The following is a 17,000-nucleotide window of genomic DNA, read 5'->3' on the forward strand; positions in this document are numbered from 1 at the left end:
ACAGTAGCCGGGCCGACCGACAACGCCCGAAATCCCTCCGCTTACGGGGGTCCTGGACAGCACCTGCTCAGCAATGGTTAGGTTAGCCTTACCTAAATCCGAATGAGGAGAGTCCCGTGCGCGTCGCCCCCTCCCCCGCCCTGCCCCAGCAGACCGCCGCGGAACAGGTCCGCTCCGTCCTGGCCCGGGCCGTCTCCCTCTCCCTCACCCTCGACGGGGAGACCTACGACCTGCTCGGCGCGCACACCGTCGGCGCCCGCGGCCGCATCACCCTCCACCCGCCCGCCGACACCCCCCTCGCCGACCACCTGGCCGACCACCTCGCCCGCCTCCCCCTCGGCGCGCCCGACGTCCGCCTCGACCTCACCGACATCGCCCCGACCGCGCTGCGCGACCGGGTCCGCGCCCGGGTCGCGCTCACCGGCCGCCTCGTCCCCGCGACCCCCGGTGCTCCCGCCGTCCCCGGCGCCCCGGGCCCGCTCCGCCTCGACCTCGCCCGCGTCGTCCTGCGCACCCACGCCGGGGCCGCGGAGGTCGCCCCCGGCGCGTACGCCCTCGCCTCCCCGGACCCGCTGGCCCTCGAAGAGGCCGCGCTCCTCAGCCACCTGGCGGACGCCCACGCCGACCTCGTCGGCGACCTCGTCGTCCTCGCCGGCGCCCGCCTCCCCCACGGGGTCGTCCGCACCCTCCCGCTCGCGATGGACCAGCACGCCGTCTCGCTGCGCTGCGAGTACGGCGAGGGCCACTGCGACCTCCGCCTGCTCTTCCCCGGCCCGGCCCGCGACGCCGCCGAGGCGGGCGACATGGTCCGCCGCCTGCTCACCGCGCCCCGCTGCGGCCACCACCACGACCATTCCTGACCGTTCCGGGCGGCCGGAAACCGCACATGTGGACGAGGCGTCCCCTCCCGCATGGAACGGATCACGCACGGCCTCCGCCAGCTCCTCCGCTTCGCCCTCCTGGAGGCGCGCTGCTGCGCCTTCGCCGTCGCCCTCGTCGGCGGCATCGGGGTGTCGAACCTCCTGCCCGACCTGCCCGTCGCCCGCTACGACCTGCTGCTCTGCTACGGGATCGCGCTCACCGTCCTGGCCCGGGTGCTCGGCTGGGACAGCGCGCGGGACGTCGCGGTGATCGCCGTCTGCCATCTGATCGGGCTCGTCTTCGAGCTGGTCAAGGTCCGCATGGGCTCCTGGAGCTATCCGGAGGACGCGGTCACCAAGTTCGGCGGCGTCCCGCTCTACGGCGGCTTCCTGTACGCGGCCGTCGGCAGCTACGTGTGCCGCGCCTGGCACCTGTTCGACCTGCGGCTGACCGGCTACCGGCCGCGCGCCATGGCCGTCCTCGCCACCGCGGTCTACCTCAACTTCTTCAGCCACCACTGGCTGCCCGACGCCCGCTGGGTGCTCGCCGCGCTGCTGCTCCTGGCCACCGCCGGCACCTGGGTCCGCTTCCGGGTCGGCGAGGAGGAGCACCGGATGCCGCTCGCGCTCTCCTTCGCCCTCATCGGCTTCTTCCTCTGGGTCGCCGAGAACGCCGCCACCTACGTCGGCGCCTGGAGCTATCCCGACCAGCTCGACGGCTGGCAGCCGGTCTCCGTCGCGAAGTTCGGCGCCTGGGCGCTCCTCATCACCGTCACCTTCGTCCTGGCCTACGGGACGGGCTCCTCGCCGCGGCGGATGCCGAGGGTGGCGAGCAGGTCCTCGTGAAGCTCCATCCAGACGGTGTGGCAGGAGTCGGCGCGGGGCCGGTCGACCCAGGAGAACTCGCCGCGGCGGACCCGGGCGAGGGCGGAGGTGAAGCGGTCGCCGTAACCGGCGAAGCGGGACAGCCGGGTGCCCAGCTCGTCGGAGAGGGTGTCGATGACCCCGCCGAGGACGGTCAGCTCGTCGAGGACCCGGGCGTCCCAGGCCGCGTCGCCGTGGGTGTTGACGGCGAGCCTGCCGGTGCCGTCGGGGCGCAGCTGCCAGTCGGTGCAGGCGGTCAGGCAGCGGCCGTTGTACGCGAGGAAGGTCTCGTACCGCTCGCGGACGTACGGTCCGAGGCCGCTCGCGGCCAGCTCCTCGGCGAGCAGCCGCTCGCCCTCCGCCCGGCCCGCGTCGGTGAGGCTCCAGCCGGACGTGCCGGCGAAGGAGGAACGCGTGACCCGGCCGTACGCCTGGAGGTCGAGCAGCAGCTCGGCCACGGTCTCCGGATCGAGGCCGAAGCGTGCCGCGGCCTCCGTCTCGTCGGTCATGCCCCGCAGCCGCACGGCGTGCAGGACCAGCAGCTCGGGGGTGGAGGGGTTCGCCATGGACCAGAGCCTAGGCAACCCGGACGGCGTCCGGGGCGTCCTCTCCCGTACGGAGCCGTACGAGGCCCCCCTTCCGACCCGAGGACATGTCATGAGCGACAAGGCCCGCGCCCTCTTCGACGCGCTCGACCTCGACCACGACGGCACGCTGACGCGCACCGAGGTCATCGTCGCCCTGCGGGAGAAGGGGCCCACGCTGGCGGCGCGCGGGGTGATCCCCTTCTGGGGCGTGGGCGGCGACGACGCGTCCGCCGCGCTCTTCGACGCCGCCGACCAGAACGGCGACCGCGTCCTCAGCCCCGAGGAGTTCGCCGCCGTCGTGGACCGCCGTTTCGGGTGGTGATTCCCGCGCCCCGGGGTCAGGACCGGGGCGCGGGGGGTCGGGGCGCCGGGGCTCAGGCGCGCAGCCAGACCGCGGTGTCCGGGGGGAGGGCGCCGGCGGGGTCGAGGGGGCCGCTGGCGAGGAGCCGGGTGCGGTGGGCGGGGAGCTCGACGGGGGCCGCGGAGAGGTTGACGACGCAGGTCAGGCCGTGGTCGCGGGTGAAGGCGAGGACGCCGTCCGGGGCCGGGAGCCAGTCGAGCGCGCCGTCGCCGAAGCCGGGTTCGGTGCGGCGCAGGGCGAGGGCGGCGCGGTAGAGGCCGAGCATGGAGGCGGGGTCGGCGTCCTGCCGGTCGACGGCGTAGCGGGCCCAGTCTGCGGGCTGCGGCAGCCAGGGGTCCGTGCCGGGCCGGGTGCCGAAGCCGTACGCGGGGGCGTCGGCCTCCCACGGAAGGGGGACGCGGCAGCCGTCGCGGCCCGGGTCGGTGCCGCCGGAGCGGAAGTGCATGGGGTCCTGGATGCGGTCCAGCGGGACGTCGGCCTCGGGCAGGCCCAGCTCCTCGCCCTGGTAGAGGTAGACGGAACCGGGCAGGGCGAGGGTGAGGAGGGCGGCGGCGCGGGCGCGGCGGGTGCCGAGGTCCAGGTCGGCGGGGGTGCCGAAGCGCTTGGCGGCGAAGTCGAAGGCGGTGTCGGCGCGGCCGTAGCGGGTGACGGTGCGGGTGACGTCGTGGTTGCACAGCACCCAGGTGGCGGGGGCGTGGACGGGGGCGTGTTCGGCGAGGGTGTCGTCGATGGTGCGGCGCAGCCGGTCCGGTTCCCAGGGGCAGGCGAGGAAGTTGAAGTTGAAGGCGGTGTGCAGTTCGTCGGGGCGGAGGTAGCGGGCGAAGCGTTCGGCGTCGGGGAGCCAGACCTCGCCGACGAAGACGCCGCCGTACGCGTCGGCTATCGCCCGCCAGGAGCGGTAGACCTCGTGGATCTCGTCGAGGTCGATGTACGGGTGGGGGTCGACGCCCTCGGTGAAGTCCCGCAGGTCCGGGTCCTTGGTGAGGAGGGCGGCGGAGTCGATCCGGACGCCGGCGACGCCGCGTTCGAACCAGAAGCGGAGGACGTCCTCGTGCTCGCGGCGGACGTCGGGGTGGGACCAGTTGAGGTCGGGCTGTTCGGGGGTGAAGAGGTGGAGGTACCACTCGCCGTCGGGGACGCGGGTCCAGGTGGTGCCGGAGAACTGGGACGGCCAGTCGTTGGGCGGGAGTTCGCCGTGCTCGCCGCGCCCGGGGCGGAAGTGGAAGCGGGCGCGTTCGGGGCTGCCGGGACCGGCGGCGAGGGCCTCACGGAACCAGCGGTGCCGGTCGGAGACGTGGTTGGGGACGATGTCGACGATGACCCGCAGGCCGAGGGCGGCGGCCTCGGCGATGAGCTTCTCGGCCTCGTCGAGGGTGCCGAAGGCGGGGTCGATGGCGCGGTAGTCGGCGACGTCGTAGCCGCCGTCGACCATCGGGGAGGCGTACCAGGGGGTGAACCAGACGGCGTCGACGCCGAGGCCGGCGAGGTGGGGCAGTCTCGCCCGGACGCCCGCGAGGTCGCCGGTGCCGTCGCCGTCGCCGTCGGCGAAGCTGCGCGGGTACACCTGGTAGATGACGGCGTCGCGCCACCAGTCGGCGGTGCGGGTCGGGATGGGGGCTGCCACGTGACGGTCCTTTCGGGCAGGGAGGGGTGCGGTGGTGGGGCCGGGGAGGGGCGGGTCAACCCTTGAGGCCGCCGGCGGTGAGGCCGCTCATGATGTTCCGCTGGAAGAGCAGGAAGACGAGGAGCGTCGGCAGCGAGGCGATGGTGAGGGCGGCGATGAGGACGTTCACCGGGACGCCGTTGGAGAGCGAGTAGATGCCGACGTTGAGGGTCTGCTTGGCCGGGTCGGGGAGGGTGAGCATCGGCCAGAGGAAGTCCTTCCAGACGCCGACGACCGCGAAGATCGACACGACGCCGAGGATCGGCCGGGAGATCGGCAGGACGATCGCCCACAGGATCCGCAGGGGGCCGGCGCCGTCCATGGAGGCGGCGTCGAGGAGTTCCTTGGGGATGGAGTCGAAGAAGCGCTTCAGCAGGAAGATGTTGAAGGCGTTGGTGACGGACGGCAGCCAGATCGCCCAGGGGCTGTCGAGGAGGTTGCGCTCGACGATCGGCACGTCGAGCACGGTGAGGTACTGGGGGACGACGAGGACGGTCGCCGGGATCATCAGGGTGGCGAGCATCATGCCGAGGATCGCCTTGCCGAGAATGGGCCGCAGCTTGGAGAGCGAGTAGGCGGCGGCGACGTCGAGGACGAGCTGGAAGGCGAGGGCGCCGAAGGCGTAGTAGAGGGTGTTGAGGAGGAGGGTGGCGAGGTCCATGACCTCCCAGGCCCGGGTGTAGTTCTCCGGTTCGAAGGTGCCGGGGACCAGGGTGGGCGGGGTCTGGATGACCTCCTGGGCGTCCTTGAGGCCACTGGACGCCAGCCAGTAGAGGGGGCCGAGGAAGACCAGGGTGAAGAGGACGAGGACCAGGGCGAGGGAGGCGCGGTAGGCGGCCCTGCCGCGGGGCCGGGCGAGCCGGGCCGGTGGGACGAGCGTGCGTGTGGACATGTGTGGCTTCCCCCGGTCCTAGTCGTCCTGGGCGCGGCTGAGCTTGACGTACGCCGCCGAGAAGCCGGCGAGGAGCACGAGCAGCATGAGGCCGAGTGCGGCCGCGGCGCCGTAGTTGTTGAAGTTGAAGGCGTACTGGTAGATGAGGTAGACGACGGTGGTCGTCGATCCTTCGGGGCCTGCGCCGCCGGTGAGCAGGAACGGTTCGACGAAGACCTGCATGGTGGCGATGACCTGCATGAGGAGCATCAGCGACAGGACGAGCCGGGTCTGCGGGATGGTGACGTGCCAGATCTTGCGGAGGAGCCCGGCGCCGTCGAGCTCGGCGGCTTCGTACAGCTCTCCGGGGATGGACTGGAGGGCGGCGAGGTAGATGAGGGTGGCGCCGCCCATGTTCATCCAGGTGGAGGCGACGACGACGGCGAGCAGGGAGAGGTCGGGGTCCTGGAGCCACTGCTGGGCGGGGAGGCCGAGGGCGCCGAGGAGTTCGTTGAGGAGGCCGTAGCCGGGGTCGTACAGGTACTTGAAGAGGAGGACCGCGGCGACCGGCGGGAGCATCACGGGAAGGTAGACGAGGAGCCGGAGGTAGCCCTGTCCGTGCCGGAACTCGTTGATGACGAGGGCGGCGACGAAGGGGACGGCGAAGCCGAGGACCAGGGCGAGGGCGGTGTAGAGGAGGGTGTTGCTCCACGCCTGCCAGAAGGCGGGGTCGTTCGCGACGGTGCGGAAGTTGTCGAGGCCGACCCAGGTGCTGGTGCCGCGCTCGGTCTTCTGGAAGGCGAGCAGGAACTCCCTGACCATGGGGTACCAGGAGAAGACCGCGAAGCAGAGGACGGCTCCGAGGAGGAAGCCGTGGGCGGTCAGGTTGCGCCGCAGGGCGGTGGGGAAGCGCGCCGTCCTGTCCGGTGGACCGCCGTGGGGGGTCTTCACCGGGGGCGGGGCGGTGGTGAGGGCCGGCATCGTCGCTCCTTGGTGCTGTGCTGCCGTCGGTGAGGGGGCCGGCGGGCGGGGCGGACCGGGTGGGGTCCGCCCCGCCCGGCCGGGTCACTGGTTGGCCAGGACCTGGTTGACCTGGGACTCGGCGGTGGCCAGGAGCTTGTCGACGTCGGCGTCCTTGTTGGTGAGGAGGCCGGACATCACGTTGTCGAGCACCTTGTAGACCTCCTGGGCCTTCGGCGGCTCGGCCTTGCCGGGGACCGGGTTGTCCATGAACGCCTTGAAGTTGGCGACCGGCATGGTGGCGTGCCGGGCGCGGGCGGCGTCGTCGGTGGTCTTGGAGCCGTTCAGCCAGAAGTTGGGCTGGGGGACGCCGACCGGGAGGCCGTCGGCCTTGGTGCGGGCCCAGTCGAACTGGCCCTTGCCGACGGTGAGGTTCTTGAAGTTGAGCCAGGCGACGGCGGCCTTGATCTTGTCGGCCGGGATGCCCTTCTTGATCATGTAGTTGTTGCCGCCGGCGAGGGTGTTCTTCGCGCCGGGGATCGGGCCCATGCCGAAGTTCTCGTACTTCGCGCCGAGCTGCTGGACCATGTACGCGATGTCGTCGGGGGCGGCGAGGAACATGCCGAGCTTGTCGGTGGCGATCTGCTTCTGGAGGTCGCCCCACTTGAGCAGCTGGGTCTTGCCCATGCTGTCGTCCTCCCAGCGCATGGCGTGGAGGTTCCTCGCGACCTGCTTGCCGATCTCGTCGTTGAAGGCGGCCTTGGTGCCGCTCGCGTCGACGACGTCGCCGCCGAGGCTGTACATCTGGGCGGTGAAGTGCCAGCCGCCGGTGTTGCCGGCGCTGTACTCGCCGAAGCCGGCGACGCCGTTGCCGAGGCCCGCGATCTTCTTGGCGGCGGCGCGGACCTCGTCCCAGGTGCGCGGCGGGGCGTCGGGGTCGAGTCCGGCGTCCTTGAAGAGCTTGCGGTTGATGAGCAGGCCCATCGTGTAGTTGCTGGTGGGCAGGCCGTAGAGCTTGCCGTCGTGCCGGAGGGAGTCGAGGACGGTGGGGTCGATGTCCTTGAGGAGCGGGACGGACGTGGGGTTGACGTAGGCGCTGATGTCGGCGGCGCCGTCCTCGGCGAGGACCTGCGGCAGGTCGGTGAAGTAGGTGTAGAAGACGTCCGGCTGGGACTTGGCCTTGAGCATGGCGGTGAAGCGCGGGGGCTCCAGGCACTGGCCGGGGGTGGAGCGGCCCTCGATGGTGACGTTCGGGTAGGTCTTGTTGAAGGCGGCGACGTCCTCCTTCCACTCCTTGAGCTCGGCCGCCTTCGCCGCGGGCGGCATGCAGTCGATGGTGAGCGTCACCTTCGTCTGGGGGTCGAGCGGGGTGGTGGGGTCGGCGGAGCCGCTCCGCTCGGCCCCGTCGCCGGCGCCGTCGTCGCTGCTGCTGCTGGTGCCGCAGGCGGCGAGCGCGGTCAGCGCGAGGGCGGAGACGAGGGCGACCGCGGCCGGTCTGCGGGTACGGCGGAGCCGGGCACTTCTCATGGGTGGTCCCCTTCGGGCATGGGCGGGAGGTGGCCCCGGCGGTGATGTGTGGGCGGGGCGCGGCACACTCAACCACCCCCGACAAGTGAACGCAAGATATCGCGCTGATTTCGTAAATGCTCGACAGTGAAGCGCAACCCTGCATGCGTGCGAGGCCGGTGCAAACCGCGTGAAACGGTTCGCACCGGCCTCTCCGGAGCCCGTACGGCTACGGTTCGACGTGGATCCTGAAGGTGCTGGTGGTGTTGCGGACGTCGACGGCGTTGCCGCTCGTCCGCAGGCCGTTGAAGGTCACCTCGCCCACGGCCGGCCCCTGGCCCGCCTCCGGCATCTCGTTGGCCCACAGGCCGAAGCCGGACTTCGCGTCGTAGGCGTCACCGGACTTGCGCGCCCCGGTGATCGACACGTCCGTGAAGACCGTGTCCTTGATGGGGAACTGCGGTTGCCCGCCCACGTAGTTCGTCTGGAACATCACCCCGCTGTAGGTGGGGTCGACGATGTCGACGTGGTTCACCCGGATCCCCTGGAAGACCTTCGAGGCGGAGAAGACCCAGATGCCGGGGAAGGTCTGGGAGCCCCAGAAATGGCCGCCGGCCCGGACGATCGAGATGTTCTCGAAGGTCGTCGGTCCGGTTCCGAATCCGTTCATCGGATAGCCGAAGTCCAGCGAGGAGATGGTGATCCCCGAGTAGACCAGGGTGTCGGCGATGCGGATGTTGCGGAAGGTGTTGTCGTAACCGCCGTAGACGGCCACGCCGGCCGCCCGCCAGGTGAGCGTGCTGGTCAGGTTCTCGTAGACGTTGTTCTTCATGTCCGCGCCGCCCGCGTCGATCGCGGAGAAGAGCGCGAAGCTGTCGTCGCCGGTGGCCCGGGCGTCGTTGTTGCTGACCAGGTTGTCCGTCGACCCGTTGGTCATGTTGATCCCGTCGGCGAACAGGTTCCGGATCCGGGAGTTCCTGATCGTGATCCGGTCGGTGTTGGCGCCCCAGTAGAGGCACACCATGTGCTCGTTCCAGACGTCGTCGATGACGATGCCCGACACGTTCGCGAAGTCGAAGACCTTGCCGGGGCCGTCGATCCGCGAGGTGTAGTTGCCGAAGTAGGCGAAGCCCTTGAAGAGCGAGCCCTTCGCGGCGGCCTCGGCCCGGAAGCCGACGTCGGTGTTGTCCTGCGTCGCGGGGGCGTGGAACCTCGTGTACCAGGGCCCGGCGCCGACCACCTTCACGGCCTTGCCGTACACCTGGAACTTGCTCTCCGTCCGGTAGTCGCCGGGCGGCAGGTAGACGCCCACCAGGGTGCCCGTGGTGTCCGTCCGGACGCGGTCCAGGGCGTTCTGGACGTCCTGGTGCCCGAAGCCCGCCGGGACCGCGTACGCGGCCGGGTCCGGGTTCGCCACCGGCGCGACCTGCTCCAGGTCGACGAAGTCGATCGCGTACGTGGAGGTGTTCGCCGCGTCCTTCTGGAGCCGGATCCGGCTGCCGGCCGGCACGGTCTCGCCCAGCATCAGCTGGGCCTCGTCGTAGATGTGCCGGGGGCCGCCCGCGCCCGGGGAGTTGCCGGGGGCGGTCTCGGAGCCGTACAGCCAGGCGTACTTGGAGGTCAGCGGCAGCGCCTTCTTGAAGACCCCGTCGACGTAGACGTCGATCGTCGAGTCGATCCCGCCGCCGCCCGGGGCGTCGGGGATCGAGAAGCGGGTGACCAGGGTGTTCGTCGCGGCGCGGGTGGTGAACTCGACGTACTCGCCGGTGGCGTCGAGGGTGACGGCCCTGCGGCCGGACGCCTCGCCCGCGGGGTCGCCGACCGTGCGGTTGGGACCGACGACGGTCGCGCCGCCGCCGGTGACGGCGTCCTCCGCCTCGTAGGTGTCGTACGGCATGTTCGCCCCGCGCCCGACGAACAGCGGCTGGGTGGCGGTGTTGTTGCCGCGCTTGACCGGCAGTTCGTTGCCGTCGTCGGCGAGGACCGTGCGGACGGTGTACGAGCCGTCGGCGGCCGTCCAGGGGCCCAGGCTCACCTCCGCCCGCGCCCCGGCGGCCAGCGCGCCGCCGTAGGAGCCGGTGAGGGTCTTCACGGTGCCGCCCTGCTCGTTCAGGACGGTGAGCGTGACCCCGTGGGTGCCGGCGGTGGTGGCCACCGTGCCCTGGTTGCGCACCACGGCCCTGAAGGTGACGGCGTCGCCCGCGGAGGGGCTGGACGGCGAGGTGGCGAGGGAGTCGACCACCGGGTCGGAGCTCTCCACCGGCTTCACCACGAGCGGCGTGGGGCTGGTGTAGGTGTTGTCCGTCTCGTTCTGCTCGACGACCGCCTCCGCCTCGTCGGCGACGGCGCTCAGCTCGTACGAGCCGGCCTCGCGGGCCCCGATCGAGGCCGTGACGGTGGTCTGGGCCCCCGCGGCGAGCGGGCCGACCGCCGCGGTGGCGACCTTCGTGCCGCCGAGGCGGACGGCGAGGCTGCTGGCCGGGGCGGCGGCGGTGCCGTCGTTGCGGACGGTGGCGGAGACCGTGACCGGGTCGGACTCGACGGGCGCGGCAGGTGCGGCGGTCAGGCCGGTGACCCTGAGGTCCGGGTTGGGCGCCGGGACGCCGATCACCTGGAACTCGGCGATCTGGCCGGCCGGGGCGCCGGTGTTGGCGGTGATCCGGAGCTGCACGTCGGCGGTCCGGGCCGCGACCGGGAGGGTGACCTGGTTGCCGGTGCCGGGGTCGAAGGAGTAGCTCTTCGCGGCGACCAGGCCGGTGAAGCCGGTGGCGTCCTGGGCGCGGCCGAGGACCTCGATCGTCTGGGAGCGGGCGCCCCAGGAGGCGTCGGGGCTGAGCTTCAGGACGAGCCGGTCGACGTCGGCGTTCGCCCCCAGCCTCACGGTGAGGGTGTTCGGGTAGGCGCCGCCCGCGCCCTCCCAGTAGGTGGCCGTGCTGTTGTCGTTGGCGTGGGCGGCGACGAAGGTGTGGACGGTGGAGGAGGCGCTGATGGCCTTGCCGACGGCGAGGTTGGAACCGGTGCCGCCGGAGCCGTTGCGGGTGACGGCGCCGCTGTCGGCGGACCGGTTGCCGGCGGCGTCCCTGGCGCGGACGCGGTAGGTGACGGTGCTGGTGGTCGGCTGGGTGTCGGTGTAGGTGGTGGCGGTCCCGGCGACGGTGGCGCGCAGCGTCCCGTTCGCGTAGACCTCGTAGCCGGTGACGCCCGTGTCGTCGGTGGAAGCCGTCCAGGTGAGGCGGATCTGGCCGGGGCCCGGTTCGGTGTACGCCAGGTTCGCGGGGATCGTCGGGGCCTGGGTGTCGCCGGTGGCCCCGGGCCGGGTGACCGGGGCGGAGTCGGCGGACTGGTTGCCGGCCGCGTCACGGGCCCTGACCTTGTAGGTCACCGTCCGGTCGGCCGGGCGGGTGTCGGTGTAGGTGGTGACATCGCCCGCGACGCTGGTGAGGAGGGTGCCGTCGGCGTAGACGTCGTACGCGGTGACGGCCGTGTCGTCGGTGGAGGCGGTCCAGGTGAGGCGGATCTGCCCGGCGCCCGGCTCGGTGTACGCCAGGTTCGCGGGGGCGGTCGGCGCCCGGGTGTCGCCGGTCGCCGGTCCGTAGACCTCCAGTTCGGAGAGCTGGGCGGCGTTCTGCACGCTGTTGGCGGTGAAGACGACGCGGACGTACCGGGTGGTGGTGGAGCCGAAGGTGACGGTGGCGCTGCGGCCGCCGGCCGCGTCGAAGGCGTACGCCTGGGCGGTGGTCAGGTCGGTGAAGGCCGTGCCGTCCGTGCTGCCCTGGATCTTCAGGGTCTGGCTGCGGTCCTCCCAGCCGTCGGGCAGCCGGAGCACGACCCGGTCGACGCGCAGGGCGGCGCCGAGGTCGGCCTGGATCCACTGCGGGAAGGCGCCGCCGGCGCTCTCCCAGTAGGTGGCGCGGTTGCCGTCGTTCGCCCGGGCGGGGACGTAGGTCTGGGTCTGGCTGCCGGCGGTGAGGGTCTTGCCCGCCGCGAGGTTCGGGGAGGTGCCGTCGGCGGCGTGCACCTCCAGTTCCGACAGCTGGGCGGCCTGCCAGCCGGTGTTGGCGGTGATGTCGACGCGCACGAAGCGGGTCTGGGCGGCCGGGAAGGCGATGGTGACGGTGTTGCCGGCGCCGGGGGTGAAGGCGTAGGTCGCCGAGGACTTGAGGGTGGTGAAGCTCGTGCCGTCGGCGCTGCCCTGGACGGAGAGGGTCTGGTTCCGGCCCTCCCAGCCGGCCGGGAGCTTCAGCACCACCTCGTCGACGCGGGTGGCGCTGCCCAGGTCGGCCTGGACCCATTGGGGGAAGGCCGGGCCCGCGCTCTGCCAGTACGAGTCCTGTCGGCCGTCGGTGACGTTCCCGGCGCCGTACTCGGTGTGCGCGCTGCTCGCGGCGGCGGCGTCGTCCAGGGCGACGTTCGGGCCTCCGGCGGCCTCGGCGGTCATCAGGGGACCGCCCAGCGCCAGGAGGCTCGTCGCGACCGCGGCGCTCAGGCACCGTGATCTCCAGTTGCGGATGGTCATCGCTCCTCGTTCTCTGCATGGGGGCATGTCCAGATTTCGCGCTCGAATGTTGATTCTTTGCGCGGGACGCTCAGAGAGTTCCAGAGGATCGTGGGGTCGTCTACCGCTCGGACAGGGCGAGTTGAGGAGGCGTCAGGGCCGTGCGCGGGCATGCCGAAGCGGCGGTCCGCGGGGTGCGGACCGCCGTTCCGGCGGGGTGGGTCAGCCCCGGTTCACCGTGAACTGGGAGCCGGGTTCGATCAGGACGTCTCCCTCGGCCGTGTGGGCGAAGGTGACCCCGGTCAGGGTCGCGCTGCCACGGGCACCGCCCATGGCGAGCACCCCGGAGCCGTTGACCGTGCCGTCGATGCGGACGTTGCTGATCCGCACGTCGGGCATGGCGCCGCCGCCCGTCTTGAACTGGATGGCGTCATAGGTCGAGTCGAGGATCTCGGTGTCCCGGATGGTGACGCCCGGGATGTCGGGGCCCTGGGCGAAGAGGGTGATGGCGCCGAACTCCTGGTCCTCGTTCCAGAAGGCGCCGCCGGTGCGGTGCAGGGCGTTGTTCGCGATCAGCGTCTGCCCGGAGAAGGGCAGCGGGTCGTGGTCGGTGGCCAGCATGATCCCCGGGTAGTTCATGGTGTCGGAGACCACGTTGTTCTCGATGGTGTTGCCGTACCCGCCGTAGACCGCGATGCCGTTGGCCCGCCACGGGAGCTGGACCGTGTTGTTGCGGAAGTGGTTGTCGTGGCCGACGTCCACCGAGGTGTCCTTCACGTACTTGCTGGCCCAGACGGCGAGGGCGTCGTCGCCGGTGTTGCGGAAGGAGGAGTCGTACACGGTGGAGTTGCGGGTGCCGTTGGCGAAGTTGATGCCGTCGGCGTAGGTGTTGCGGATCCGCATGCCGCTGAACTCCAGGCCGTCGCCCGGCCCCCACAGCTCGGGGATGTTGGAGTAGTCGCGGCCCACCCAGACGCCGACGTTGGCGTGCTCGATCCAGACGTTGCGGATCTTCGTGCCCTTGCCGAAGCGGCCGTTGAGGCCGACGCCGCCCTCGGCGTTGCCGTCGCCGCCGCGGATGGTGCCGGAGCCGAAGACGGCGATGTCCGAGATCTGCGTGTTGGCGTCGATGTCGAAGCCGAAGTTGCCCTCGTGGGGGTGGTTGATGCCGTTCGCGAGGTGCGGCGGGGTCAGCGTGTAGAGCTGGGAGTGCCACATGCCGGCGCCCCGGATCGTGACGTCGCGGATGCCGACCTGGTTGTACTGCCCCCGGTCCAGCGGGTCGTCGGTGAGGATCTTCCGCTCCTGGCGCCACTGTCCTGCCGGGATCCAGACGCAGCCGATCTCGCCCTTCTGGTCGGCGGTGACGGCCCGCTGGATCGCGTCGGTGTCGTCGAGTCCGTCGTTCGGCACCGCGCCGTACTCGGTGATGGAGACGCAGCCGGCCGGCTGCTGGGCGGGCGGGGCGACCTGCTCCAGGTCGATCAGGTCGAGGACGTAGAAGGCGGCGGTGTCGCCCGCGTCCCGCTGGAGCCGGAAGCGGGTGCCCGGCGGGTAGGACCGGGAGAGCAGCGCGTGCGACTCGTCGAAGAGCCTGCGGGCGTCGCCGCCGGGCCGGTTGGTCAGCCCCTCCGGGTCGTCGGTGGTGCCGTACAGCCAGGAGTGCTTGGAGGAGAGGGTCAGCTTCCGCACGAAGACGTCGTCGGCGTAGAGGCTGAGGGTGTGCTCCGCTCCCCCGCCGGCCGCCGCGTCGGGGACGGAGTTGCGGACGGTGAGGGCGTTGGCCTGGTTGACCGAGGTGAACTCGACGTACTGCCCGCTCGCGTCGAGCCGGACCGACTTCCGGCCGGAGGACTCGGTGGCGAAGTTGGTGTGGCCGAAGGTGCGCAGCCGGTCGGCGGTGAGCAGGGTGCCCTGGTAGCGGGCGTCCTCCGCCTCGTACTCGGTGTAGGGGACGGCGGCACCGCGCCCCACGACCAGCGAGCGGGTGTGGACGTTGTTGGACTCGTCGGTCTCGGCGAGGGTGCCGGTGGCGTCGGCGGTGGCGGTCAGGGTGACGCCGCCGCTGGTGGCGGTCCAGGTGCCGGCGACGGCGACGGTCACGGTCTGGCCGGCGGCGACGGCGCCGGTGGTGCCGTTCAGGGTGGTGGTGCCGGCGGTGAGCCGCGTGACGGTGCCGGCCGGCACGGCGGTGGTGCCGCGGTTGTGGACGGCGACGGTGAAGGAGACGGGCGTACCGACGGCCGGGGCCGAGGGGCTGGCGGTGATGCCGGTGACCATCAAGTCGGGGCCGGGGCTCTGACCGACGGTCAGCTTCGCGGCGGCGGTGCGGCTGTTGTTGGTGTCGTCGAGCTCCGGCACCGTGTTCGCCGGGTCCACGACGGCCGAGACGGTGTACGCGCCGACGGGCCGGCGGCCCACGGGGACGTCGACCGTGACGGAGGCCCCGGCCGGGAGGGAGGCGGCCTGGGCGGTGCCCGCGACGGCGCCCTCGACGCCGACCCGGACGGCGGAGGCGGGCGCGGCGGCCGTGCCGGAGTTGCGGACGGTGGCCCGGACGGTGACCTCGTCGGTCTCGCTGGGGGCGGCGGGGGTCCAGGTGAGGTCGGTGACGACGAGGTCGGGGGCGGGGGCGGCGGTGCCGAGGACCTGGAGTTCGGCGACCTGGGCGCCGGGGGCTCCGGTGTTGGCGTGGAAGACGAGCCGGACGTCGGCGAAGCGGCCGGTGACCGGGACGGTCACGGTGTTCTGCCCGGCGGACGGGCTGAAGGCGTGGTCGGCGCGCGGCTTGAGCGCGGTGAAGGCGGTGGCGCCGGCGGGGCGGCCCTGGATCTCGAAGGACTGGGTGCGCGGGCCCCACGCCTGGTCGGGGTTGAGCTTGACCACGACACCGGCGAGCTCGGCGTCCGCGCCGAGCTTCACGGTGAGGCTCGCGGGGAAGCCGGCCGACTCCCAGTAGGTGGCGGTGGAGCCGTCGTTGGCGTTCGCCGCCTGGTAGTTCTGGGTGACCGAGGTGGCCTCGATCGCCTTGCCCCGGGCGAGGTCGGTGCCGCCGACGGGGGGTTCGGTGGTGCCGGGTTCGCCGTAGACCTCGACGGCGGAGAGCTGGGCGGCGTTCCAGCCGGTGTTGGCGGTGATCTGGACGCGGACGTGGCGGACCTGGGCGCCGTTCAGGTCGAGGGTGAGCGCGTTGGCGGCGGCCGGGTCGAAGCGGCGGGCCTGGGAGCCGGCGAGGGTGGTGAAGGCGCTGCCGTCCGTGGAGCCGAGGACGGCGAGGGTCTCGTCGCGGGCCTGCCAGCCGGTGGGGAGCTTCAGGACGACCCGGTCGACGCGGACGGCGGCGCCGAGGTCGACCTGGGCCCACTGTGGGAAGGCGCCGGCCGGGCCCTCCCAGTAGCTGGCCTGGCTGCCGTCGGTGAGGTTGCCCGCCGGGTAGGCGCCGTGGGCGCCGGACGCGGTGGCGGGTCTGCCGAGGGCGAGGTCGGGGGCCGCCTCCGGGGCGGCGTGGGCGGAGGCGGGCAGCAGCCCGAGGGCGACCAGGGCGGCGATCAGCAGGCCGATCGTGAGCCGTAGGCCGTGGCGCAGGGGTTTCATGGGGGGCCTCTCCGTGAGCCTGACGCGTGACTCGCAGTGTTTTGAGTGATTCAGTCAAAGTTTTGCGGTCGTTGCGGCCACAGGTTTCCCCCGGATGACGTCCTTGTCAACGGAAAGCGCAGAGAAACGACGAAGGCACCGGTCCTCCCCGCCGTGGGGCGGGGGAGGAACCGGTGCCTGAGGGGAGGAAGCGGTACGGACTCCGCTACGCGCGGGCCGCCGGCGGTGCGGTCGAGCCGCGCACCACGAGCTCGGGTTCGAAGAGCAGTTCGCCGGGGTGGGAGTGGACGCCCTGGATCTGGGCGCAGAGCAGCTCGACGGCGGCCCGGCCCATGGCCTCGATGGGCTGGCGGACCGTGGAGAGCGGCGGCTCGGTGCAGTTCATGAACGCCGAGTCGTCGAAGCCGACGACCGAGACGTCGCCGGGGACGGAGAGTCCGCGGCGGCGGGCGGCCCGGATGGCGCCGAGGGCGAGGGGGTCGCTGGCGCAGACGATGCCGGTGACGCCCTGTTCGAGCAGCCGGTTCGCGGCGGCCTGGCCGCCTTCGAGGGAGAAGATCGAGCGGACGACGTGCTCGTCGGCGAGCGGGACGCCGGCCGCCTCGGCGGCGGCCCGCGCGGCCTGGAGCTTGCGGCGGGAGGGCACGTGGTCGGCGGGGCCGAGGAGCAGTCCGATCCGCTCGTGGCCGAGGGAGGCGAGGTGCCGCCACGCCTGCTCGACGGCGACGGCGTCGTCGCAGGAGACGCAGGGGAAGTCCAGACCCTCGATGGAGGCGTTGATGAGGACGACCGGGATGTTGCGCTCGGCGAGCTGGTGGTAATGGTCGTGGGGGGCGTCGGCCTGCGCGAAGAGCCCGCCCGCGAAGACCACGCCGGAGACCTGCTGCTGGAGGAGGAGGTCCACGTAGTCGGCCTCGGAGACGCCGCCCTTGGTCTGGGTGCAGAGCACGGGGGTGAGGCCCTGCTGGGCGAGCGCCCCGCCGATGACCTCGGCGAAGGCGGGGAAGATGGGGTTCTGGAGCTCGGGCAGGACGAGGCCGACGAGCCGGGCGCGCTCGCCCCTGAGCTGGGTGGGGCGCTCGTAGCCGAGGACGTCCAGGGCGGTGAGCACGGACTGCCGGGTCGCCTCGGAGACCCCCGGCTTGCCGTTGAGGACCCGGCTGACCGTGGCCTCGCTGACCCCCACCTTCTTCGCCACCTGAGCAAGTCGTCGCGTCATGCGCGCAAGACTAGCGCAAG

11 protein-coding genes are annotated in these 17,000 nt (G+C 72.1%); 3 read left to right on the plus strand and 8 right to left on the minus strand.

All coding sequences use genetic code 11. The features are described from left to right. The first annotated feature begins 116 nt into the window (after positions 1 to 116). Together IE326_RS23860 and IE326_RS23865 are read left to right on the plus strand one after the other, a co-directional pair. Complete coding sequence (locus IE326_RS23860) at positions 117 to 860, plus strand: DUF2470 domain-containing protein (RefSeq protein ID WP_150226773.1); 744 nt, start codon at positions 117 to 119, stop codon at positions 858 to 860. Positions 861 to 911: 51 nt separating this feature from the next. Further along, positions 912 to 1,706, plus strand: coding sequence for a DUF817 domain-containing protein (locus tag IE326_RS23865; protein ID WP_190042940.1), 795 nt, complete (start codon positions 912 to 914; stop codon positions 1,704 to 1,706). On the opposite strand, the gene IE326_RS23870 is transcribed toward IE326_RS23865, so the two are convergent. Further along, positions 1,649 to 2,290: a transcriptional regulator gene (locus IE326_RS23870; RefSeq protein WP_150226775.1), complete on the minus strand. Its 642-nt coding sequence runs from the start codon at positions 2,288 to 2,290 to the stop codon at positions 1,649 to 1,651. The genes IE326_RS23865 and IE326_RS23870 overlap by 58 nt on opposite strands. 91 nt (positions 2,291 to 2,381) lie before the next feature. On the opposite strand from IE326_RS23870, the gene IE326_RS23875 reads away from it, so the two are divergent. After that, a complete protein-coding gene (locus IE326_RS23875; RefSeq protein ID WP_150232433.1) occupies positions 2,382 to 2,633 on the plus strand; it encodes an EF-hand domain-containing protein in 252 nt (83 codons plus the stop codon). Between the two features lie 52 nt (positions 2,634 to 2,685). Here the strand turns inward: IE326_RS23875 and IE326_RS23880 are convergent, their stop codons facing one another. The 7 genes from IE326_RS23880 to IE326_RS23910 all read right to left on the minus strand — a co-directional run bounded on the left by IE326_RS23880 (position 2,686) and on the right by IE326_RS23910 (position 16,980). Continuing rightward, positions 2,686 to 4,296, minus strand: coding sequence for a glycoside hydrolase family 13 protein (locus IE326_RS23880; RefSeq protein ID WP_150226776.1), 1,611 nt, complete (start codon positions 4,294 to 4,296; stop codon positions 2,686 to 2,688). Positions 4,297 to 4,351: 55 nt separating this feature from the next. Beyond that, complete coding sequence (locus IE326_RS23885; RefSeq protein ID WP_190042941.1) at positions 4,352 to 5,227, minus strand: carbohydrate ABC transporter permease; 876 nt, start codon at positions 5,225 to 5,227, stop codon at positions 4,352 to 4,354. A gap of 18 nt (positions 5,228 to 5,245) precedes the next feature. Beyond that, a complete protein-coding gene (locus tag IE326_RS23890) occupies positions 5,246 to 6,187 on the minus strand; it encodes a carbohydrate ABC transporter permease (RefSeq protein ID WP_190042942.1) in 942 nt (313 codons plus the stop codon). An 84-nt stretch (positions 6,188 to 6,271) separates the two neighbouring features. After that, on the minus strand, positions 6,272 to 7,693 hold the full coding sequence (locus IE326_RS23895) for an extracellular solute-binding protein (protein WP_150226779.1): 1,422 nt from the start codon (positions 7,691 to 7,693) through the stop codon (positions 6,272 to 6,274). A 208-nt stretch (positions 7,694 to 7,901) separates the two neighbouring features. Further along, positions 7,902 to 12,188: a discoidin domain-containing protein gene (locus tag IE326_RS23900; RefSeq protein WP_190042943.1), complete on the minus strand. Its 4,287-nt coding sequence runs from the start codon at positions 12,186 to 12,188 to the stop codon at positions 7,902 to 7,904. Positions 12,189 to 12,389: 201 nt separating this feature from the next. Then, positions 12,390 to 15,761, minus strand: a complete 3,372-nt coding sequence (locus tag IE326_RS23905; RefSeq protein ID WP_190042944.1) for a CARDB domain-containing protein — start codon at positions 15,759 to 15,761, stop codon at positions 12,390 to 12,392. 205 nt (positions 15,762 to 15,966) lie between these two features. Continuing rightward, a complete protein-coding gene (locus IE326_RS23910) occupies positions 15,967 to 16,980 on the minus strand; it encodes a LacI family DNA-binding transcriptional regulator (RefSeq protein ID WP_150226782.1) in 1,014 nt (337 codons plus the stop codon). Positions 16,981 to 17,000: the final 20 nt, after the last annotated feature.

Origin of the sequence: Streptomyces filamentosus (assembly GCF_014654895.1) — a bacterium.
In the GTDB taxonomy this organism is placed as follows: domain Bacteria; phylum Actinomycetota; class Actinomycetes; order Streptomycetales; family Streptomycetaceae; genus Streptomyces; species Streptomyces filamentosus.

Excerpts from the sequence above, each read along its gene's own strand:
- IE326_RS23865 (WP_190042940.1), top strand. The coding sequence starts at position 912 with ATGGAACGGATCACGCACGGCCTCCGCCAGCTCCTCCGCTTCGCCCTC.
- IE326_RS23870 (WP_150226775.1), bottom strand. The coding sequence starts at position 2,290 with ATGGCGAACCCCTCCACCCCCGAGCTGCTGGTCCTGCACGCCGTGCGG.
- IE326_RS23875 (WP_150232433.1), top strand. The coding sequence starts at position 2,382 with ATGAGCGACAAGGCCCGCGCCCTCTTCGACGCGCTCGACCTCGACCAC.
- IE326_RS23885 (WP_190042941.1), bottom strand. The coding sequence starts at position 5,227 with ATGTCCACACGCACGCTCGTCCCACCGGCCCGGCTCGCCCGGCCCCGC.
- IE326_RS23890 (WP_190042942.1), bottom strand. The coding sequence starts at position 6,187 with ATGCCGGCCCTCACCACCGCCCCGCCCCCGGTGAAGACCCCCCACGGC.
- IE326_RS23895 (WP_150226779.1), bottom strand. The coding sequence starts at position 7,693 with ATGAGAAGTGCCCGGCTCCGCCGTACCCGCAGACCGGCCGCGGTCGCC.
- IE326_RS23900 (WP_190042943.1), bottom strand. The coding sequence starts at position 12,188 with ATGACCATCCGCAACTGGAGATCACGGTGCCTGAGCGCCGCGGTCGCG.
- IE326_RS23905 (WP_190042944.1), bottom strand. The coding sequence starts at position 15,761 with ATGAAACCCCTGCGCCACGGCCTACGGCTCACGATCGGCCTGCTGATC.
- IE326_RS23910 (WP_150226782.1), bottom strand. The coding sequence starts at position 16,980 with ATGACGCGACGACTTGCTCAGGTGGCGAAGAAGGTGGGGGTCAGCGAG.